Here is a 19,720-nt window from a genome sequence, read left to right as displayed (position 1 = left end):
ACAAAAAGCGGGGGCCGGATAACCGGCCCCCGCTTTTTGTGTTCACACGATCAGGCCGAGCCGACCCACTCCTCGGTGTCGTCGGCGAAGAACTGGTGCTTCCATACCGGCAGCCGCGCCTTGATGGTGTCCACCAGCAACGCGCAGGCCTCGAAGGCTTCTCGGCGGTGATCGGCCGCCACGGCTGCCACCAGGGCGGCGTCACCGATGTGCAGCGCGCCGACCCGGTGGCTGGCGGCCAGCGCACGGACCCCTGCGGCCTGCGCGGCAACCTCGGCCAGCACTTCGGCCATCACCTGCTGCGCCGACGGGTGCGCGGAGTACTCCAGCCGGGTCACCTGCTGGCCGTGGTCGTGGTCGCGGATCATGCCGACGAATCCGACGATCGCCCCCGCGGCCCGGTGGCCTACCAGCTCCTCGTGTTCGGACAGCACGATGGGTTGCTCGGTGATCGCGGCCCGCAGAACCACCGCGGCGGAGGCGGTCATCGGTGGTCTCCGCCGGCGAGCTGGTCCAAGGCGTGATCCAGGACGTCGGCAAGCACGCCAAGCCCGTCACGCACCCCGCCGGACGACCCGGGCAGGTTGACCACCAGGCTGCGGCCGGCCACCCCGCACAGGCCACGAGACAGCACCGAGGTCGGCACCTTCGGCAGCCCGGACCGGCGAATCGCATCGGCGAGGCCGGGGATCTCGTAATCGAGCACCGTACGCGTCTGCGCCGGGGTGTCGTCCGTCGGTGAAATACCGGTTCCCCCGGAGGTGATGATCACGTCCGTCCCGTCGGCCACCGCGGCGCGCAGAGCGGCGCCGACCGGCTCGCCGTCCGGCACGACCTCCGGCTGCACGTCGGCGAAGCCGCGCTGCACCAGCCAGTCGGCGATGACCGGCCCGGTGCGGTCGGTGTACTCCCCGACCGATGCTCGGGTGGACGCGATGATGACGCGGGCGGTCCGGGCGCTCACGAGCGCTCCCAGGCGCCGGTACGGCCGCCGTCCTTGCTCAGCACCCGGATGTTGTCGATGACGGCGGCGCGGTCGACGGCCTTGATCATGTCGTAGAGGGTCAGGGCCGCCACGCTGACCGCGGTCAGTGCTTCCATCTCCACACCGGTGCGGTCCGTGGTGCGTACCGAGGCGGTGATGTCGATCTGTGACTCGCCGATGGTGAAGTCCACGTCGACGCCGGTCAGAGCCAGTTGGTGGCAGAGCGGAATCAGATCGCTGGTGCGTTTGGCGGCCATGATGCCCGCCACCCGGGCGGTGGCCAACGCGTCGCCCTTGGGCAGTCCGCCGGCCGAGATCAGCTGGATCACTTCGGCGGTGGTGCGCAGCACCCCGCCGGCGACCGCAACACGCTTGGTGGTCGCCTTGGCGCTGACGTCGACCATGTGGGCCGCACCCCGGTCGTCGAGATGTGAGAGCGGCCCGGTCATAGCGTCACCGCTACCGGTTGACGACGGTGACCGGATGCAGGTAGGGCAGCTCCTCGGACGGCAGCGGGAACACGAGGTCCCCGAACGGCGACAGTGCGCCAGTCCGATCGGTGCGCAGCTCGCTGACGGCCGGTTCGCCGTCGGTCTTCGGCCAACCGTTGTCGACGTACCGGTTCTTGTTGTCCTGGTTTCCAGCCACGGCACCATTCTGACAGGTCGCGATCGACGACGTTCACCGGTTGGGCCTTACGCTGGTCGTCGATGACCGAACGCGCCCGGGGTGTCCCACTGGGGTCGTGGCTGGCCGAGCTGCCCGACGAGGATCTGATCCGGCTTCTGAAGCTACGGCCCGACCTCGCCCAACCCCCGCCGGGCAGTATCGCCGCCCTGGCCGCGCGGGCCCAGGCTCGCCAGTCGGTTCGGGCTGCCACCGATGAGCTGGATTTTCTGCGGCTTGCCCTCCTCGATGCGCTGCTGGAATTGCATGCCGACGGCACCGGGGTGCCGGTCGCCGATCTGCTGGCCCTGATCGGCGCGCGCGCCCCCGCCGACGCGGTGGCCGAGGCACTGGCCGACCTGATCGAGCGGGGGCTGTGTTGGGGTTCGACAGAACCGAACGGAGTGTTGCGCGTGGTCGCCGAGGCGGGCGCGGGCCTGCCCTGGCATCCGGGTCAGGTGACCCGGGAAGAACCGGCGCAGGACGATGCGCACTTCGCTGCACTGCACGGCGCCATCGACGATCTGGACGCACCGCAACGTGACCTGCTGGACAAGTTGCTGACCGGCTCCCCGATCGGGCGCACCCGCGACGCCGCCCCCGACGCACCCCCGGAGCGTCCGGTGCCCCGGCTGCTGGCGGCCGGACTGCTGCGCCGCATCGACGACGAGACGGTGATCCTGCCGCGGCTCGTCGGGCAGATCCTGCGGGGCGAACAGCCGGGCCCGGTCGCGTTGCACGCGCCCGACCCTGTGGTGTCGCAGACCACCGCGGCCGATGTCGACGCGGCGGCGGCCGGCTCGGTGATCGACGTGTTGCGTGAACTCGACGTGATCCTGGCCAATCTGGGCGAAACGCCGGTGCCGGAGCTGCGCAGCGGCGGGCTGGGCGTGCGCGAGGTCAAGCGACTGGCCAAGACCACCGGGGTCGACGAGATCCGGCTGGGCCTGTTACTGGAGGTCGCGGCGACCGCCCGCCTGATCGCGGCCGACTTTCCCGATCCGGCGCGCGTCGATCAACGAGACTGGCCCGACGCCGACGGCCCGTACTGGGCGCCGACGGTGCTCGCCGACCGGTTCGCCGAGCAGTCCACCGCGGAACGCTGGCATCTGCTGGCCGCCACCTGGCTGGATCTGCCGGCCCGGCCGGGTCTGATCGGCAGCCGCGGCGCCGACGGCAAACCCCGGGCCGCGCTGTCCACCCCGCTGTTCTCCACCGCCGCCCCGCTGGATCGCCGGCTGCTGCTGGGCATGCTCGCCGAGCTGCCCGCGGGCGCCGGGGTTGACGCGGTGACCGCGTCGCAGGCGCTGATCTGGCGCCGGCCGCGTTGGGCCAGCCGGCTGCAGCCCGGCCCGGTGGGCGAGCTGCTCGACGAGGCGCACGCGCTGGGTGTGCTGGGCCGCGGCGCGCTGAGCTCTCCGGGACGGATCCTGCTGGCCGCCGGCGCCGACGGCGCTACGTCCGACGCCGATGATGCCGCCGCGGTGGCCGCCATGGCCAAGGCGTTGCCCGAGCCGATCGACCACTTCTTGGTGCAGGCCGACCTGACCGTGGTGGTGCCGGGCCCGCTGAAACGTGATCTCGCCGAGGAGCTGGCCGTCGTCGCGACCGTGGAATCGGCCGGCGCCGCAATGGTCTACCGGGTCTCCGAACAGACCATCCGGTCCGCCTTGGACGTGGGCCGCACCGGTGCCGGGCTGCGGGCGTTCTTCGAGAAGCACTCCAAGACTCCCGTGCCGCAAGGACTCAGCTATCTGATCGACGACGTCGCGCGCCGGCACGGGCAGCTGCGGATCGGGTTGGCGGCCTCCTTCGTGCGGTGCGAGGATCCCGCGCTGCTGGCCCAGGCGGTCGCCGTTCCGGCCGCCGAGGCGCTGGGGCTGCGGATGCTGGCCCCGACGGTGGCCGTGGCGCAGGCTCCGCTTGCCGACGTGTTGGCGGCGCTGCGCGACGCCGGTTTCGCCCCGGCCGCCGAGGATGCCACCGGAACGATCGTCGACATCCGGCCGCGCGGGTTGCGGGTGCACACCCCCGCGGAGCGTCGCGGGCACCGGCAGCACGCCGGTCCTGGCGAGGACAGCTTGACCGCGCTGGTCCGGGTGCTGCGCACGGTGACGTCGGCGCCGTTCGACAACATCCGGCTGGACCCGGTGACCGCGATGATCATGCTCAAGCGCGCCGCGCTGGAGCGAGCCACGGTGATGATCGGCTACGTCGACGCCGCCGGGGTGGCCACCCAGCGCGAAGTGGCCCCCACCCAAGTGCTGGGTGGGCGGCTGGTGGCGTTCGATTCCACGTCGGGGCAGATGAAAGATTTCGCGATCCACCGCATCACGTCGGTGTCGTCGGCGGGCGAAGACGCCTAGCGCTGAGCGAGGTGTCAGAGCTCTCCGGATAATGGGCGCATGAGCACCGACGGGCCGCTGATCGTCCAATCCGACAAGACCGTGCTGCTCGAGGTCGACCACGAACAGGCCGGTTCGGCGCGCGCTGCCATCGCGCCGTTCGCCGAACTCGAACGCGCCCCGGAGCATATCCACACCTACCGCATCACCCCGCTGGCGTTGTGGAACGCCCGCGCCGCCGGCCACGACGCCGAGCAGGTGGTCGACGCCTTGGTCAGCCATTCCCGGTACGCGGTGCCGCAGCCGCTGCTGGTCGACATCGTCGACACCATGGCGCGCTACGGGCGCCTGCAGCTGGTGAAGAGCCCGGTGCACGGCCTGACCCTGGTCAGCCTGGATCGCGCGGTGCTCGAGGAGGTGCTGCGCAACAAGAAGATCGCTCCGATGCTCGGCGCCCGCATCGACGACGACACCGTCGTGGTGCATCCCAGCGAGCGCGGCCGGGTCAAGCAGATGCTGCTCAAGATCGGGTGGCCGGCGGAGGATCTGGCGGGGTATGTCGACGGCGAGGCCCATCCGATCGACCTGGATCAGGACGGCTGGCAGCTGCGCGACTACCAGGAGATGGCCGCCGACTCGTTCTGGTCGGGTGGTTCGGGGGTGGTGGTGTTGCCCTGCGGTGCCGGCAAGACATTGGTCGGCGCGGCGGCGATGGCAAAGGCCAAGGCCACCACGCTGATCCTGGTCACCAACACCGTCGCGGGCCGGCAGTGGAAACGCGAACTGGTGGCGCGCACGTCGCTGACCGAAGAGGAGATCGGCGAGTATTCCGGTGAGCGCAAGGAGATCCGGCCGGTCACCATCGCCACCTATCAGGTGATCACCCGGCGCACCAAGGGCGAGTACCGGCACCTGGAACTGTTCGACAGTCGCGACTGGGGGCTGATCATCTACGACGAGGTGCACCTGCTGCCCGCGCCGGTGTTCCGGATGACCGCCGATCTGCAGTCCCGCCGCCGCCTCGGATTGACTGCGACGCTGATCCGCGAGGACGGCCGCGAAGGTGACGTGTTCTCGCTGATCGGGCCCAAGCGGTACGACGCACCGTGGAAGGACATCGAGGCGCAGGGCTGGATCGCCCCGGCCGAATGCATCGAGGTGCGGGTCACCATGACCGAGAGCGAGCGGATGAGCTACGCCGTCGCCGAACCCGAGGAGCGCTACAAGTTGTGCTCGACGGTGCACTCCAAGATCGCGGTGGTGCGCTCGATCCTCAAGCAGCATCCCGGCGAGCAGACCCTAGTGATCGGCGCCTATCTGGACCAGCTCGAAGAACTCGGCGAGCAGCTGAACGCGCCGGTGATCCAGGGATCGACGCGTACCGCCGAGCGCGAGAAGCTGTTCGACGCCTTCCGCCGGGGTGAGATCTCCACCCTGGTGGTCTCCAAGGTGGCCAACTTCTCCATCGACTTGCCCGAAGCCTCAGTGGCCGTGCAGGTCTCGGGCACCTTCGGATCGCGCCAGGAGGAGGCCCAGCGGCTGGGCCGGCTGTTGCGGCCCAAAGCCGATGGCGGCGGCGCGGTGTTCTATTCGGTGGTCGCTCGCGACAGTCTGGACGCCGAATACGCCGCACACCGGCAGCGGTTCCTGGCCGAGCAGGGCTACGGCTACATCATCCGCGACGCCGACGACCTGCTCGGTCCGGCGATCTGAGGAATCCCACGCCGATCGCGGCTAGCCTCGAAAACATGGCACTGTCCAAAGACGAACGCGAACAGTTTCTGGCCGAGCCCCACATCGCGGCGCTGTCGGTGAACGCCGGCGCCGGCCGGGGTCCGTTGACGGTGCCGATCTGGTATCAGTACGAACCCGGCGGGGAGCCCTGGGTGTTGACCGGGGCCGACTCGCGCAAGACGCAGCTCATCGAGGCCGCCGGCTGCTTCTCGCTCATGGTGGAGCGCACCGAGCCGACCGTGCGCTACGTCGCCGTCGACGGTGCCGTCAGCCGCATCGAGCCCGGCACCGACGACCAACACGCCGAGCTGGCCCACCGCTACCTTCCCCCCGACCGGGCCGAGAAGTTCCTCGAGTACGTACGGACCGAACTGGGCGAGTACGTGGCCATCTATCTGCGTCCCCAGCATTGGATTTCAGCCGACATGGGGGCGATCTGAGCCCGATTTCGCGGCTCAGCGCGCGCAGACGTCGGCGGGCAACAGCAGCAGCACCGGCCACAGCGCCACCGAGGTCACCGTCGCCACCTCGTAGACGCTGGACGGTGGTATGCCGTACTGCCGCTCGGCTTGGGCTTGGAGGCGTTCGACGCCGTCGGGGTGTAAGAACAGCCACACCACGCCGGCGATCACATAGACCAGGCCGAGCCACAGCGCCGACTCGATCAGCGCCCCAACGCTCACCCGGCGGTCGAGGAAACGCAGAATCCCCCGAAACCACGGGGCTTCGGGGGATTCCACGTTGTCACCTGATTACAGCAGCGATGCCGGCGGGTTGAACCGGTCGCCGTAGGTGGCGGCCAGTTCCTTGGCCCGCGCCACGAAGGCGGCCTTGCCGCCGGGGTAGCCGGTGATGAACTGCGCGGTGCCACCGGTCCAGGCCGGGAACCCGATGCCCATGATCGCGCCGATGTTGGCATCGGCGGTCGAGGTCAGCACGCCCTCGTCGAAGCACTTCTGGGTTTCCAGCACCTCGGCGAAGAGCATCCGGTCGATCATGTCCTGCAGCGGAGGGGTGGAGCTGCCCGAGTTGAACGTTTCCCGCAGGCCCGGCCACAGACCGCTGCGCTTGCCGTCGACGTACTCGTAGAAGCCGGCACCCTTCAGCCGCGACGGACGACCGATCTCGATCATCTTGTCGACGACCTCTTCGTTGCGGGTCCGCTCCAAGGTGCCACCGGCCGCCTCGACACCCTCGCGGGTGGCGATGGCGATCTTCTGCATCAGCTCCAGGTTGAGCTCGTCGCAGAGCTGCAGCGGGGCCGCCGGGTAGCCGGCCTGCAGACCGGCCTGCTCGATGCTGGCCGGCTCCACGCCCTCGCCGAGCATCATCAGCGCCTCATTGACGAAGGTGCCGATCACCCGCGAGGTGTAGAAGCCGCGGCTGTCGTTGACCACGATCGGGGTCTTCTTGATCGCCAGCACATAGTCGAACACCCGGGCCAGCGCCTCGTCGGAGGTCTTCTCGCCCTTGATGATCTCCACCAGCGGCATCTTGTCGACCGGGGAGAAGAAGTGGATCCCGATGAAGTCCTCCTGGCGCTTCACGCCGGTCGCCAGACCGGTGATCGGCAGCGTGGAGGTGTTCGATCCCAGCAGCGCGTTGGGCTCGACGATGTCCTCGATCTCCTGGAACACCTTGTGCTTGAGGTCCTGGCTCTCGAACACGGCCTCGATCACGAAGTCGACGCCGGCCAGGTCCTGCGGGTCGGCGGTCGGGGTGATCTTGTCCAGCAACGCCTGCGACTTCTCGGCGGTGGTGCGACCCCGCTCGAGCGCCTTGGCTTCCAGCTTCTCCGAGTAGCCCTTGCCGCGCTGGGCCGCCTCGAGGGAGACGTCCTTGAGCACCACGTCGTAGCCGGCCTTGGCCGACACGTAGGCGATGCCGGCGCCCATCATTCCGGCACCAAGCACACCGATCTTGCGGATCGGGGTCTGCGCGATGCCCTCGGGCCGGCTGCCGCCGCCGTTGATGTGCTGCAGGTCGAAGAAGAACGCCTGGATCATGTTCTTGGCGACGTTGCCGGTGACCAGCGAGATGAAGTAGCGGGTCTCGATGCGGCTGGCGGTGTCGAAGTCCACCTGCGCGCCCTCGATCGCGGCGGCCAGGATCGCCCGCGGCGCGGGCATGTTGGCCCCCTTGACCTGCTTGCGCAGCAGGGCCGGGAACGACGGCAAGATCGCCGCCAGCGCCGGGCTGGCCGGGGTACCGCCGGGCATCTTGTAACCCTTGGCATCCCACGGCTGCACACCGGCGTCGGGGTTGGCCTTGATCCACGCCTTGGCGGCGGGCACCAGCTCCTCGACGGTGGGCAGCACCTCGTCGACCAGGCCGATCTCCTTGGCCTTGGCCGGCTTGAAGCGGGTGCCTTGGGCCAGCACGTTCATGAAGGCGTTCTGGATGCCCAGCATGCGCACCGTGCGGGCGACACCGCCGCCGCCGGGCAGCAGGCCCAGGGTGACCTCGGGCAGGCCGAGCTGGCTGCCCTTGGCGTCGGCCGCGATCCTCCTGTGACACGCCAGCGCGATCTCCAGGCCACCGCCGAGAGCGGCGCCGTTGATGGCGGCCACGACCGGCTTGCCCAGGGTCTCCAGGGCGCGCAGGTCGGCCTTGATGCCCTCGCACTGGTCGAAGACGGCCTGGGCGTCGGCCGGGCCGACGTGGATCATCGCCTTGAGGTCACCGCCGGCGAAGAAGGTCTTCTTCGCGCTGGTGATGACGACACCGGTGACCGAATCCTTCTCCTCGATCAAGCGCTGCACCGCGTTGTGCATGGACTCGCGGTAGTGCTCATTCATGACGTTGGCCGACCCGGTCGGGTCATCCAGGGTCAGCGTGACGATGCCGTCGGCGTCCTTGTCCCACTTGATGGTGTTCTCTGCCATTTTTTACAAACCCTCTCAGACGCGCTCGATGATGGTGGCCACGCCCATGCCGCCGCCGATGCACAGCGTGATCAGGGCACGCTTGGCGCCGCGACGCTCAAGCTCGTCGACCATGGTTCCGGTGATCATGGCGCCGGTGGCGCCCAGCGGGTGACCCATCGCGATGGCGCCACCGTTGACGTTGAGCTTCTCGTTGGGGATGTTGAGGTCCTTCTGGAACTTCAGCACCACCGAGGCGAACGCCTCGTTGAGCTCGAACAGGTCGATGTCATCGACGGTCAGCCCGGCCCGGTCCAGTGCCTTGACGGTGGCCGGGGTGGGGCCGGTGAGCATGATGGTCGCGTCGGCGCCGGTGGTGGCGGTGGCCACGATGCGGGCGCGCGGGGTCAGGCCCTGCGAAGCGCCGGCCTTCTCGCTACCGATCATCAGCAGGGCGGCACCGTCGACGATGCCGGAGCTGTTGCCGCCGGTGTGGACGTGGTTGATGCCCTCGACCCAGTGGTACTTCTGCAGCGCCACATCGTCGAAGCCGCCCATCGCGCCGATGCCGTCGAAGGCAGTGCGCAGCTTGCCCAGGCCTTCCAGGGTGGTGTCGGGGCGCATGTGCTCGTCGTGGTCCAGGATGAGCAGACCGTTCTGGTCACGCACCGGGATGACGGACTTGGCGAAGTAGCCGCCCGACCAGGCCGCGGCCGCACGCTGCTGGCTCTGCAACGCGTAGTTGTCCACGTCCTCGCGCGAGAAGCCCTCGATGGTGGCGATCAGGTCGGCACCGATGCCCTGCGGGGCGATGTAGTTGTCGTAGGTGAAGGGCACGTCGGAGAACATCGCGCCGCCGTCGGAGCCCATCGGCACCCGGCTCATCGACTCCACCCCGCCGGCCAGCACCAGGTCATCCCAGCCGGAGCGCACCTTCTGCGCGGCGACGTTGACGGCCTCGAGTCCGGAGGCGCAGAACCGGTTGAGCTGCACGCCGCCGACGGTGTCGGGCAGGCCCGCGGCCAGCACCGCGGTGCGGGCGATGTCGCCGCCCTGGTCACCTACGGGCGAGACGCAGCCCAGCACGACGTCGCTGATCAGGCTCTCGTCCAGGTCGGGGTGGCGGGTGCGCAGTTCTTCGATGAGGCCGACGACCAGGCTGATCGGCTTGACCTCGTTCAGCGCGCCGCCGCGCTGCTTGCCGCGCGGGGTGCGAATGGCCTCGTAGATGAAGGCTTCTTCGGACATGGGCGATTCCTCTTCAGTATTGGTATTCGATGCGGATCGACTGCGTCTTGGTCGGAGCGTAGTCCCCGAATTCCCAGCCTAACAGGGTGGCCTATCAACCGGATGGTTGGTCCGTCTGGAGGTCTGTTTCCGGCCGCTCCCCGGACCTCGTCGCCTGCGCTTTAGGCTCGGGTCCCATGACGGCGCGGATGGTCTCACGACTGGAGCCCTATGCCACCACGATCTTCGCCGAGATGTCGGCGCTGGCCGCACGGATCGGCGCGGTCAACCTCGGCCAGGGCTTCCCGGACGAGGACGGGCCGCCGGCCATGCTCGAGGCCGCCCGGGCCGCGATCACCGACGGCGTCAACCAATACCCGCCCGGGCCCGGCATCGCCGCCCTGCGCGAAGCCATCGCCGGGCAGCGCGCCCGCAAGTACGGGATCGACTACGACCCCGACACCGAAGTCCTGGTGACGGTAGGGGCTACCGAGGCCATCGCCGCCGCGGTGCTCGGGCTGGTGGAGCCGGGTTCCGACGTGGTGCTGCTCGAACCGTTCTACGACTCCTATTCCCCGGTGGTCGCCATGGCCGGGGCACGACGGGTCAGCGTGTCACTGGTGCCCGACGGGCGGGGGTTCGCCCTGGATGCCGACGCGTTGCGCCGCGCCATCACCCCGGCGACTCGAGCGCTGATCGTCAACTCACCGCATAATCCGACCGGCACCGTGTTCACCGAGTCCGAATTGGCCGAGATCGCGCGCATCGCGGTGGCCGCCGATCTGCTGGTGATCTCCGACGAGGTCTATGAGCACCTGGTCTTCGCCGGACGGACCCATCGGCCGCTGGCCGCCTTCGACGGAATGGCGGAGCGCACTATCACCATCTCGAGTGCGGCGAAGATGTTCAACTGCACCGGCTGGAAGATCGGGTGGGCGTGCGGACCGGCGGAACTGTTGGCCGGAGTGCGGGCCGCCAAGCAGTACCTGAGCTATGTCAGCGGTGCGCCGTTTCAGCCGGCGGTGGCACTGGCGCTGAACACCGAGGACGCCTGGGTGGCGGCGTTGCGAGCGACCATGCAGGCCCGCCGCGACCGGTTGACCGACGGCCTGCGGCGCATCGGATTCGAGGTGCACGACAGCTTCGGCACCTATTTCCTGTGCGCCGATCCCCGCCCGCTGGGCTATGCCGACAGCACGGCGTTCTGCGCCGAGCTGCCACATCGGGCCGGGGTGGCCGCTATCCCGCTGTCGGCGTTCTGCGTGCCCGGTTCGGAAGCGACCGCCCCCGACGTCTGGAATCACTTGGTGCGCTTCACCTTCGTCAAACGTGAGGACACCATCGACGAGGCGATCCGGCGGCTGGAGACGCTGCGCGACGGGCCCGCTACTGCTCGGTAGTGGCGTCGTCTCCCATGATTTGCTGACGCAGCCGTTCGGTGGCGATGCTCAGCACCAGCCTGCTGGCGCGCCGCACGATGAAGTCCGGGATCGGCCCGGACGGCTCGACGGTGATATCGAAGCGCACCCTCGTGCTGTCGGGACCTTCGCGGGTCAGGGTGTATTCAACGTGCTGGGCGCGCTGCTGGGCCGTCGCCTTGGCATCCCAAACCATCCAGTCCGGACCCCAGTGGTATTCCAGGAGCTCCTTGTCCACCAAGCCCAGAATCTTGATGGTGGCCAGCACGTGATGGGGACGGCCGTCCTCATACTTGTCGAGGACTTCGATCCGCTTGTGCACCGGCGACCACGACGCCAACTCGGACACATCAGCGAGCGCGTCGAGGATTTTCTCCGGCGGCGCGTCAATCACAATTTCCCGCGATGCTCGAACAGCCACTAGATCGAGCCTAACGCCGCGCCCTGCCGGAGGCGGGATTTCATCGCAGGTGGTGTCAGCGACTCTTCTTGAGCTTCAGCACCTGGTCGCGCAGACCGTCGGTGGCGGTCTTCATGCCGCCTTTGAGCGTGCTCTTGAGCAGGAACCCCGGAATCGGGATCGACGGGTCGACGTCCATGTCGAACCGCACCTTGGTCTTGTCACCCTGCGGCGTCAAGGTGTACTTGGCGTCTTGCGCCTTGAGCTGACCGGCCGACACCAGGGTCCAGCCGACGCTGTCGTCGGTCCAGGTGTACTCGACGACCTGCTCATCGGTGAGGCCCGCTGCCTTGATCTTCATCCGCACCCGGCGCGGGCGACCGTCATCGTAGGTGTCGAGCACCTCAGCGCTCTGGTACTGCGGTGACCAGGTCGGAACAGACTCGACGTCGGCGAGAACGTCGAAGATCTCCTCGGCGCTCGCTTCGATGACCACCTCGCGGGAATCCTTGACTGCCATGGCTGGCACCCTAACCAGGCGGGCGGTGATGCGTGGGGATTTGGGCCCTCCGAGAGTCGCCCCCTCGCCGGGCGGCGGTGGCACGATGGAGGTCATGCATGTGACCGTCCGGATTGCCGCTCCCCTGCTGGCCGCCGCGGCACTGACCGCCGCACCGGCCGCCCACGCCGATGACGCGAGCTATCTGGCCCGGGTCAATGCCGCCCCGGTGGCGATCCCGGTCGCCGATCACGTCAAGGTGACCTCCGGGCACTACATCTGCGCCCAGTTGCGGATGTACGGCCACACCGGGACCTACCGCTCCGGCATCTCGCCGGGTGATCTGGTGCGGCAGCTGACCAACACCTTCTATTACAGCCCCGAAGCCGCGGACGTTCAGATCCAGGCGGCGCAGGCCGAGATCTGCCCGGAGACGTTGCGGCCCTGAGGCTTAGCCGAGGCCGAACCCGGCGCCCGGGCCGCCCTTGGCGTTGAGGTCATCGAGGATCGCCTTGAACATCACGATCCCCGGCCCCGACTGGTCCAGCGGCGCGGTCGGGAAGCTTCCGTCGCGGACCATGGAAATCAGCAGATTGTCGATGGTGATCGGCGACCCGTCGTCACCGGGCTTCCACCAATCCTCACCGGCGGTGTCCACGCCGGCAGGCCCCAGCTCGTAGCAGTTGAGGCCGGTGCCGCGGCCGAGCTTGCAGGCCTGCTTGGGGGCAGCAGGTTCTGGGGCAGCAGGTTCTGCGCCGGCGGGTTCCGGGCTCGCCGGTTCTGGGCCCGCGGGTTCGGGGCTCGCGGGCTCTGGGCTCGCGGGCTCTGGGCTCGCGGGCTCTGGGTTGACCGGTTCCGGGGCAGCCGGTTTCGGTTCGACGGGTCCGAGGCCGAAGATCCCAAAGCCCTCGTAGTCGCCGATCGGCTTCACCTTGACCGCGTCGAACTCGATCACCGCGTAACCCAGTCCCTCGTCGGCGGCCACCACCGTGCCCACGGCACCGTGGTCTTCGGCTCCCTCGACGACCACGGACGAACCCGGCCCCCCGCAGTTCGCGGCGGTGAAGCCGATCAGCCGGCCGGCGCTGTCGTGACCCATCGCGGTCAGCGTGCACAGCGTGTCGTCGTGCAGGACGATCGCGGCGCCGCCGCCGAGCTGGATCTTGTCACTTACGGCCGCGGCGGTCGGCAGCCCGGCGGCGGTGAGCAACGCGGCGATGACGATCGAGGACGCGCGTCGAGTCGAGTCACGGTGCACAGCGGGCCAGTCTAGGGGGCTGCACTTATCCGCTATCCGCATTTCGCCTCGCAATCCAGGCTTTTGCCGAACTGTCTCCGAAACGATGCCGGCGGCGTACGGTCGAAGGCGAGCTGCCTCACTTGTCAGCGGTGGTCCACCCAGAATCGACCCGGGCGATCCCGCCGGGCAATTGCGATTCCTCCGCCTACCTGCACCCGCGGGCCAGACGACTCCGACTGTGACGGAACCGCCCGTGGATTGTGAGATTTGGTGCGACACTTAGACATACCCAGCTCCATGGCTGGCGGGAGACCCCAAAGGCGGCGGGAGCAATGATCCACCCGCTCGGCGGCGCACGCCAATCCCGCCCTACCCGGGTCACGGTTGCTCGCGAGCTCGGCCGCGCCATAGACGGTGCCTGGTGGCCGCACGCGGACCGCATCACCAACGAATTGCCGAGTCTGATGGCCATCCTGACTCCCCTGCTCGGAGACATAACCACCATCAACGTCAACTGGCCCGCGCTGCAACGTCCTCCTGACCTGAACTGGCCGGGGTGGGAGGGCAAACGCCAGCACGTCATGACCGTCAGCGGCACGCAGGGCTGCGTCAACCTGCTGGTCATCTCCTACGCGACCCACAGCGCACTCGCCTTGATGGTGATGCGCTGCGCCGCAGGCCTACCGATAGCCGCTGCGGACCGCGACAAACCCGCATGCTTGACGGCGGGATCAGTCTTGCGGCACGCCAGGCAACAACTCTCTGCCTGAGACGACTGACACCGCGGTGTCCCGCCGCTGATGCATCACGCGTTCGCCGCCGGCCCGGGTACACCGAAGCGAGGTGGCGCCAGGCCGAGACGATCCCGGTGGGCATCTCCCACCGCCGTATCAGGGTGCTGTCGGTGCACCTCGGTACCCTGGAGTGGCTTCATGAGATGGCGTCGCCAAGCTCCGACTGGACGGCACGCCAACCCCACGCTCGTGGGTGGCTCGGATGACGAAGCGGCCCACACCAGCCGGTGTCGGCAAGAGCGCCTCCCCTCGGGCGAGGCCGGTGAACAACAGCGACAGGAGCCGAAGCTGATGAGCGCGGAGCAGGGCTGGATCGGCGAGCCGCCGCCAACCAAGGAGCGGAAGCTGCACAGGTCTCGGGCGAGCGCGGCCCGCGACTGGGTCGAGGCCGAGCAACGCCGCCGTCAAGAGGCCGGAGACACCCGGCCGGTGACGGTCGCTTGGTGAGATGACCCGCGACGAATAAATGACAAGTCACGTTGAACGCCAAGGCCAAAACCGCCTCTGAAGTGGCCAGGGCCGGGATCGAACCGGCGACCTTCCGCTTTTCAGGCGGGCAGAATAGCCACTGACCTGCGGTTTATCTGCTTCTGTGCGTCGTATGCGCCGCATTGAGCAGGGCTGACGTACTCACGCTGTCCGGCGAACGGACATAAACCGGACACGGTGCTTGCACTCCCGACCAGGGATTCCCGGACCGCCCATTACTTCGTGATGCGCGCAGCGGGCTCCCGGGGAGCAGGTACCGGATGCCCAAAATCACCGGATCGACCGGCGGGCACGACACCCACGACGGCGCAGCGGTCCACCGGTTGGCCAGCCACCACCCGAACGGCCAGTCGGAACACGGCCGGAGCCGCGGACGCCGGGAGGCCGCGAGCGCCCGAGGCCGCCAGGCCGCAGGACGCGACAGCCGGCCAGGAGGCGGGAGCGGCGTAGGCCGTGATCCGGCTGGGACACCCGGGCTTGTTATATGTCCCAAAAGTGTCCGCGACGACGCCGAGTCCGGTGACGACGCGAGCTGGTCGGCCTCCGACGCTCTGCGGCTGCGGTTCCCGAGCCCCGAGATGGTCGCCTCGGCGGCGGCACTGTTCGAGCCGGCGCCACCGTGGGCAGACGGCAGCGACCGGCTCGGCGTGGAACCGGAGTCCGGTCGATTTCGGATCACCGTCGGCCCCGGTGTGATCCGCTTGAGCTGGACGAACCCGGTCCGCGCTGAAAGATCATCTCAGCGCGAAGTCGACCGGCACCGGTTCGACGTGGCGGTCGAAGAAGACCGCATCAAATCCGGTCGGGACGAACCTGGCCTACCTGGCCGTTCGATCACCGAATGGTCCCGGAAGTCGCGTGCTGCAATGTGTCGCACCTTCGCTGAACTCGACTACAGCCCGCTGGTGGAATCCGGGCGGGTACCAGCGATGATCACCCTGACCTACCCCAGCGCCTGGGAGGCCGTCGCCCCGGATGGCGCCAGTGTGAAGCGACACATGGTGTTATGGCGCAAGCGCTTTCAACGCGAGTACGGCGAACCGGCCCGCTACATCTGGAAGCTGGAGTTTCAGCGGCGCGGCGCGCCACACATCCATATGTGGATGGCACCGCCGATGTCACCAGGCAGGTCAGGTCGTGGCTTCGCTCAGTGGCTGTCCGATACATGGGCGCAAGTCGTCGACCACCCCGACCCGGAGCAGAAAGCACGGCACCGCCTGGCCGGCACCGCCATCGACGTGCGCAACGGACTGCGAGCCTGCGACCCCAAACGTCTGGCCATCTACTTCACTAAGCATTCATCGCCAAACATGGACGGCAACAAGGAATACCAGCATATCGTGCCGGAACTGTGGCGACAGCCGGGTCACGGGCCCGGCCGGTTCTGGGGTGTCCACGGGCTACATCGGGCAACCGCGGTCGTCGAAGTGGCCCAGGATGCGTACCTGGCCGCCCGCCGGATCATCCGGCGCTGGTCACGGTCCCAAGCCGTATACGGCGACGTCACCCAGCGGTTCCCCACCTCAGTTGTGCCGCGGACGGCCCACCGCGTCGTCGTGCGCTTGGACAGCACGACCGGCAAGGTACACCACCGAAAAGTCCGCAGACGACGGCCTCTGTGTGATCAGGGCGCACTTGCTGGTGGGTACGCGCTTGTGAACGACGGGCTGACGTTCGCTTCTCAACTTGCTCGTGCGCTTGCGTGAATCCGCCTGCCTCCGCCCTATCTTCGATCTGCGACGTCCAGTTCAGCCGCGTTCATATGTCCCCGAGCGCGGCAGCGAGCAACACGGCGAACCCGAAGTAGAGGTGGCTCAGCCCTACGATGGATAGCAGGGCCGCGTACTTGTAGTAGGCCTCGTGGAACGGATCGGCCATGAGGTCGTCCAGCTGTGCCCTGGCATCACCGAAGTGCAACGAGTCGCCGTAGTTGAACGTCCGGATCAGGGTGTCGGGTATGACGTTGCCATAGCTGAGTGGATTGTCCGGCGTGGCATTGGCCGCCTTGAGTGCCGTCAACGTGTGGAGCGTGTGGTTCATCAGTTTTGCGCGCGCTTCTTTCCATTGCAGCACAATGTTTTTAGCCGCGTCTCGCTGGTCGTCGGGTAGTGCTTTCATTGCCTTGAAGAGGGCGTTGTGTGCGCTGGTGAAGCAAGCAGTCTCTCCATCGTTGTGCAGCTGTCGGAAGATCGCCGATGCACCCAAGAAACTCTCGTCGCTCGGGTAGTCGGACACCTGGAGATGCCACTCGCCGTCCTCGGCGTCCTTGTAGCTCTTCAGCCTCGTGTCGTCGTTGATGATGCTGAACTTGGCGAGCCGGAGGCAGACCTCGATGAAGCGCAGAACGCTGTCGCGGTCGTCGCCCTGGATACTCAACTGCGGGAAGGCACTGGGGTCCGGCAGCCCGAAAACGTAATCCAATTTCTCCCAGTAGTGCCGGAAACCTTTGGCACCGTCCTTGCCGAACTTCTGAAGCGGCGGCTCGAACGTCAGCTCGCGGGGATGGATGGTGTCCTCGACTGGCTTCATGTCGAGCGTCAACTTCTCGCTAGTGATGTTGAGCGTGCGCTGGGTGATCTTGAACAGGAAGTGGATCGACGGTGCACCGGGCGGCGCACCATCGTCCGGCGGCCACTCCATCGATACGTACTGGGACTCGGACACTTTGCGCGGCGTCAGCGGCCCTTCCGGGCTTTCGGGGTCGGGCGGCTGGGGTGGTCCCATCCACCGCGATTGCTGCCCCTCAGCTGCGCTGGCTTGTTTGGGCTCGCGTCGGGGTTTTGCTTCGCGCGGGGCGGCGTCCGCCGTTCGCCGGCGTTGCGCTTCTGCGCGTTGTTTCTCTCGCTGCTTGAAGCGCTTCCTGTCACCCTTCTTGCCCACCGATCAAAAGGTACGCGGCCGGACCGACAACCCCGGCAACCCCGATAGGGTCGTAGTGGCGAGAATCGGCGTTTTCTCGGCCGCCGCGAAGTTGGAACATACGCTGGTGGAATGTCGATTGACGTCCTCGACCCGGGGCCGAAGCACTGGCCGGGCATGGACCAACAGCAGGCCGTCGAGTTCTTCGCAGCCACGCAGGACGGCACAGCCATCGACGGCTGGCACTGGCTCATCGAATGGTCGACGACGTCTTTCTACATCAAGTCGCTGAACCCAGCGATGGAGCAGGCCAAGGTGAGTCTGCACGGACCGGACCCGAAACATCCGGGCAAGCAGCACCTCCGTTTCGACCTTGTGTCCGACGCGAAGCTGGTCGAGAAGTCGAAGCGCGCTGGCGGCCGGTGGCTCGACGGCTCCATGTTGCCCGCGTACTTCACCGGGCGCCAGGTCCGCGCCGACGCCGCTCTCGTGGTGCGCTACGCGGTGGAGTACGACGCGTTCGCCGTCGGTGACCCGCCGGCCGGCGGGTCACGTTGGCCCAAGGAAAAGGCAACGTTCAAAGCGGTGCTGCCCGTCCCGAAAGAGGGCCACGTCATCCACGTCGACATCTACCTGAGCGTCGACCAGCCGTACTGGCCGGACGAGGCCAGCTTGCGTGACAAGCAGGCTGGCATGGGTCCGATCACCAATGGCGCGGGCATGCATCTGACGGCCATCGTGGTCAGCCGTGGCGGCGAGGAGATTCCGAACCCCTGCGGCGACACCCGCGGAGTTGCGCCGGTCGATCAATGCTTTCGCGGCCTCGCCGCTGGCATCGACGACGACGGAGTGCTGTGGCTGTGCGACAAGCTGATTCCGATTGTGGGAAACGAAGCGGGCGGCTGACATCCCTGGGCCGGGGACAAGGGCGGCGCAATGTCCGTGGATTCGCGTGCAGTCGACCTGAAGAGCGTGATCCACGAGGTCTACGGCGCAAAGGATGCGCTGCTGAAACCCGTAGGTGCCACCCGCGTCCAGCAGACCGTCATCTTTCGTAACTTTCGCAACTGCGCTACGCTGGGTGAAGTTACGAGGGTGGGACGAAAGGAAGTGAGACCCATGAGCACCGCCTCCGCGGAGATTGTCAGCCCGGTTCCAGCCGATGCCGATGGGCTTGCTAGCGTCCTCAGCTTCATCGAGGCACACGAGGCTCGGCACGGGGCCTCTCCTGAGCCCGCCTTCTTCCTGTCCGGCGCGGGCGAACACGACCGCGTCGAACTGACCGAGCAGCTTCACGAGGTTCTCAAGCGCGTCGTCCACGCCCTCAGCCACGGCCAGTCGATAAGCATCCTGACTCGCGACCAGGAAATCTCCACCCAGCAGGCCGCCGAGATCCTCGGCCTGAGCCGCCCCACGGTGGTTCGCCTCATCCAGGACGGCGAGTTGCACGCGCACGTGCCAGGCGCAGTCCGGCGCAAGCTCCGGCTTGCCGATGTCCTTGCCTACCGCGAGGAGCTTCGCGCCCGGCGTAACCGGTTTATCACCGAGAGCTCGGCAGAGTTTGCGGATGCCGGCGCCGACGAGGTCGCCGAGTTGCTCACCGAGGCGAAACGCAAGCGTTGACCGTCCGCGGCGTCTGAAAGACTCGCCTCCGTGTATCGCGCTGTCCTCGACACCTGTGCCCTTGTGCCGAGCCTTCAGCGTGACTTCTTGCTGCAGCTGGCCACCGAGGAGGCGTACGCGCCGCTGTGGGGGTCTGGGATCCTCTTCGAGCTGGACTACGTACTCGCCCGCCTGCACGACAAGCGCGGGATCAGTGATAGCGCCAGTCGCCGGCAGCACCTTTTCGACCAGCTGAAGCAGGTGTTTCCGGGCTCCGAGGTCCACGCACCCAAAGACCGCGAGTACAGCTACGGCCTCAACGATCCCGATGACGGCCACGTCGCCCACGCGGCGATCATTGGCAAAGCCGACGCGATCGTCACCGATGATCGACGTGCCGGGTTCAGCTCAGCACCCGTGCTCGTGGAGGCCGACATCGAGACCGTGCATCCCCATCAATTCGCCACCAACACCGTCTCAGCACACCCGCGCGCTGGAGTGCGGGCGTTGCGAGAGATGTCGAACCGCCGGACCAACCCGCCGCAGACACCGGAGCAGATCCTTGAGCTGCTGGTGACAGTGATGGCGCTCGCTGAAA

At 67.6% G+C, this 19,720-nt stretch carries 22 protein-coding genes, 1 tRNA gene and 1 riboswitch; of the genes, 11 read left to right on the top strand and 12 right to left on the bottom strand.

Annotated features, from left to right (window positions below; translation table 11 throughout):
• Positions 1-50: 50 nt before the first annotated feature.
• The 4 genes from N416_RS0120520 to N416_RS0120505 are packed head-to-tail and all read right to left on the bottom strand — an operon-like array spanning position 51 to position 1,633.
• Positions 51-488, bottom strand: coding sequence for a molybdenum cofactor biosynthesis protein MoaE (locus tag N416_RS0120520; protein ID WP_036458814.1), 438 nt, complete (start codon positions 486-488; stop codon positions 51-53).
• On the bottom strand, positions 485-964 hold the full coding sequence (locus tag N416_RS0120515; protein ID WP_024443965.1) for a molybdenum cofactor biosynthesis protein B: 480 nt from the start codon (positions 962-964) through the stop codon (positions 485-487). Before N416_RS0120515 ends, N416_RS0120520 begins: the two co-directional genes overlap by 4 nt.
• Positions 961-1,434 carry a cyclic pyranopterin monophosphate synthase MoaC gene (moaC, locus tag N416_RS0120510; RefSeq protein ID WP_024443964.1) on the bottom strand — a complete coding sequence of 158 codons (474 nt, stop codon included), beginning with the start codon at positions 1,432-1,434 and terminating at the stop codon, positions 961-963. Before moaC ends, N416_RS0120515 begins: the two co-directional genes overlap by 4 nt.
• A gap of 10 nt (positions 1,435-1,444) precedes the next feature.
• On the bottom strand, positions 1,445-1,633 hold the full coding sequence (locus N416_RS0120505) for a hypothetical protein (protein ID WP_024443963.1): 189 nt from the start codon (positions 1,631-1,633) through the stop codon (positions 1,445-1,447).
• Positions 1,634-1,695: 62 nt separating this feature from the next.
• Between N416_RS0120505 and N416_RS0120500 the strand changes: the two genes are divergently transcribed.
• Genes N416_RS0120500 through N416_RS0120490 form a run of 3 tightly spaced genes read left to right on the top strand, consistent with a single transcriptional unit; the run spans position 1,696 to position 6,170 of the window.
• Complete coding sequence (locus N416_RS0120500) at positions 1,696-4,017, top strand: helicase-associated domain-containing protein (protein WP_024443962.1); 2,322 nt, start codon at positions 1,696-1,698, stop codon at positions 4,015-4,017.
• A gap of 39 nt (positions 4,018-4,056) precedes the next feature.
• A complete protein-coding gene (locus tag N416_RS0120495) occupies positions 4,057-5,709 on the top strand; it encodes a DNA repair helicase XPB (RefSeq protein WP_024443961.1) in 1,653 nt (550 codons plus the stop codon).
• A 35-nt stretch (positions 5,710-5,744) separates the two neighbouring features.
• On the top strand, positions 5,745-6,170 hold the full coding sequence (locus N416_RS0120490; RefSeq protein WP_024443960.1) for a pyridoxamine 5'-phosphate oxidase family protein: 426 nt from the start codon (positions 5,745-5,747) through the stop codon (positions 6,168-6,170).
• A gap of 15 nt (positions 6,171-6,185) precedes the next feature.
• On the opposite strand, the gene N416_RS0120485 is transcribed toward N416_RS0120490, so the two are convergent.
• Genes N416_RS0120485 through N416_RS0120475 form a run of 3 tightly spaced genes read right to left on the bottom strand, consistent with a single transcriptional unit; the run spans position 6,186 to position 9,842 of the window.
• Positions 6,186-6,470: a hypothetical protein gene (locus N416_RS0120485; RefSeq protein ID WP_024443959.1), complete on the bottom strand. Its 285-nt coding sequence runs from the start codon at positions 6,468-6,470 to the stop codon at positions 6,186-6,188.
• A gap of 12 nt (positions 6,471-6,482) precedes the next feature.
• Positions 6,483-8,615: a 3-hydroxyacyl-CoA dehydrogenase NAD-binding domain-containing protein gene (locus N416_RS0120480; RefSeq protein WP_024443958.1), complete on the bottom strand. Its 2,133-nt coding sequence runs from the start codon at positions 8,613-8,615 to the stop codon at positions 6,483-6,485.
• 15 nt (positions 8,616-8,630) lie between these two features.
• Positions 8,631-9,842 (bottom strand): acetyl-CoA C-acetyltransferase, encoded by a 1,212-nt coding sequence (locus N416_RS0120475; RefSeq protein ID WP_024443957.1) that lies wholly within the window; start codon positions 9,840-9,842, stop codon positions 8,631-8,633.
• A 188-nt stretch (positions 9,843-10,030) separates the two neighbouring features.
• Between N416_RS0120475 and N416_RS0120470 the strand changes: the two genes are divergently transcribed.
• Positions 10,031-11,221: a pyridoxal phosphate-dependent aminotransferase gene (locus N416_RS0120470; protein ID WP_036458831.1), complete on the top strand. Its 1,191-nt coding sequence runs from the start codon at positions 10,031-10,033 to the stop codon at positions 11,219-11,221.
• Here the strand turns inward: N416_RS0120470 and N416_RS0120465 are convergent.
• A complete protein-coding gene (locus N416_RS0120465) occupies positions 11,208-11,660 on the bottom strand; it encodes an SRPBCC family protein (RefSeq protein ID WP_024443955.1) in 453 nt (150 codons plus the stop codon). The two genes, N416_RS0120470 and N416_RS0120465, sit on opposite strands and share 14 nt — an antisense overlap.
• 55 nt (positions 11,661-11,715) lie before the next feature.
• A complete protein-coding gene (locus N416_RS0120460) occupies positions 11,716-12,159 on the bottom strand; it encodes an SRPBCC family protein (RefSeq protein WP_024443954.1) in 444 nt (147 codons plus the stop codon).
• Between the two features lie 94 nt (positions 12,160-12,253).
• Here N416_RS0120460 and N416_RS0120455 point away from each other — a divergent pair, with 94 nt between their 5' ends.
• Positions 12,254-12,586, top strand: coding sequence for a DUF732 domain-containing protein (locus tag N416_RS0120455; RefSeq protein WP_231384361.1), 333 nt, complete (start codon positions 12,254-12,256; stop codon positions 12,584-12,586).
• A 3-nt stretch (positions 12,587-12,589) separates the two neighbouring features.
• Here N416_RS0120455 and N416_RS23400 read toward each other — a convergent pair whose 3' ends face one another.
• A complete protein-coding gene (locus N416_RS23400; protein WP_024443952.1) occupies positions 12,590-13,396 on the bottom strand; it encodes a hypothetical protein in 807 nt (268 codons plus the stop codon).
• Between the two features lie 314 nt (positions 13,397-13,710).
• Here N416_RS23400 and N416_RS0120445 point away from each other — a divergent pair, with 314 nt between their 5' ends.
• Both N416_RS0120445 and N416_RS23635 read left to right on the top strand, forming a co-directional pair.
• Positions 13,711-14,148, top strand: a complete 438-nt coding sequence (locus N416_RS0120445) for a DUF5994 family protein (RefSeq protein ID WP_024443951.1) — start codon at positions 13,711-13,713, stop codon at positions 14,146-14,148.
• Positions 14,149-14,306: 158 nt separating this feature from the next.
• A riboswitch (SAM riboswitch) is annotated at positions 14,307-14,418 on the top strand.
• 45 nt (positions 14,419-14,463) lie between these two features.
• Entirely contained in the window at positions 14,464-14,619 is a 156-nt protein-coding gene (locus N416_RS23635; RefSeq protein WP_164517862.1) for a hypothetical protein, read from the top strand.
• Positions 14,620-14,682: 63 nt separating this feature from the next.
• Here N416_RS23635 and N416_RS0120435 read toward each other — a convergent pair.
• A tRNA-Phe gene (locus N416_RS0120435) sits at positions 14,683-14,747 on the bottom strand.
• A 561-nt stretch (positions 14,748-15,308) separates the two neighbouring features.
• Here N416_RS0120435 and N416_RS22290 point away from each other — a divergent pair.
• Positions 15,309-16,367 carry a helitron helicase-like domain-containing protein gene (locus tag N416_RS22290; RefSeq protein ID WP_231384360.1) on the top strand — a complete coding sequence of 353 codons (1,059 nt, stop codon included), beginning with the start codon at positions 15,309-15,311 and terminating at the stop codon, positions 16,365-16,367.
• Positions 16,368-16,419: 52 nt separating this feature from the next.
• On the opposite strand, the gene N416_RS0120425 is transcribed toward N416_RS22290, so the two are convergent.
• The gene (locus N416_RS0120425) at positions 16,420-17,541 is read right to left on the bottom strand and encodes a hypothetical protein (protein WP_155943417.1); all 1,122 of its coding nucleotides are present in this window, start codon (positions 17,539-17,541) and stop codon (positions 16,420-16,422) included.
• A gap of 111 nt (positions 17,542-17,652) precedes the next feature.
• Between N416_RS0120425 and N416_RS0120420 the strand changes: the two genes are divergently transcribed.
• From N416_RS0120420 to N416_RS0120410, 3 genes are all read left to right on the top strand, one after another.
• Positions 17,653-18,426: a hypothetical protein gene (locus N416_RS0120420; RefSeq protein WP_155943416.1), complete on the top strand. Its 774-nt coding sequence runs from the start codon at positions 17,653-17,655 to the stop codon at positions 18,424-18,426.
• A 213-nt stretch (positions 18,427-18,639) separates the two neighbouring features.
• On the top strand, positions 18,640-19,143 hold the full coding sequence (locus tag N416_RS0120415; protein WP_024443947.1) for a helix-turn-helix domain-containing protein: 504 nt from the start codon (positions 18,640-18,642) through the stop codon (positions 19,141-19,143).
• A 30-nt stretch (positions 19,144-19,173) separates the two neighbouring features.
• On the top strand, positions 19,174-19,720 hold a 547-nt coding region (locus N416_RS0120410), incomplete at its 3' end, for a PIN domain-containing protein (RefSeq protein WP_024443946.1).

It is taken from the genome of Mycobacterium sp. UM_WGJ (genome assembly GCF_000455125.1).
Classification (GTDB): Bacteria; Actinomycetota; Actinomycetes; order Mycobacteriales; family Mycobacteriaceae; genus Mycobacterium.
The sequence above is the reverse complement of the archived record's forward strand: the minus strand, read 5'-3'. Positions and strand labels throughout refer to the sequence as shown.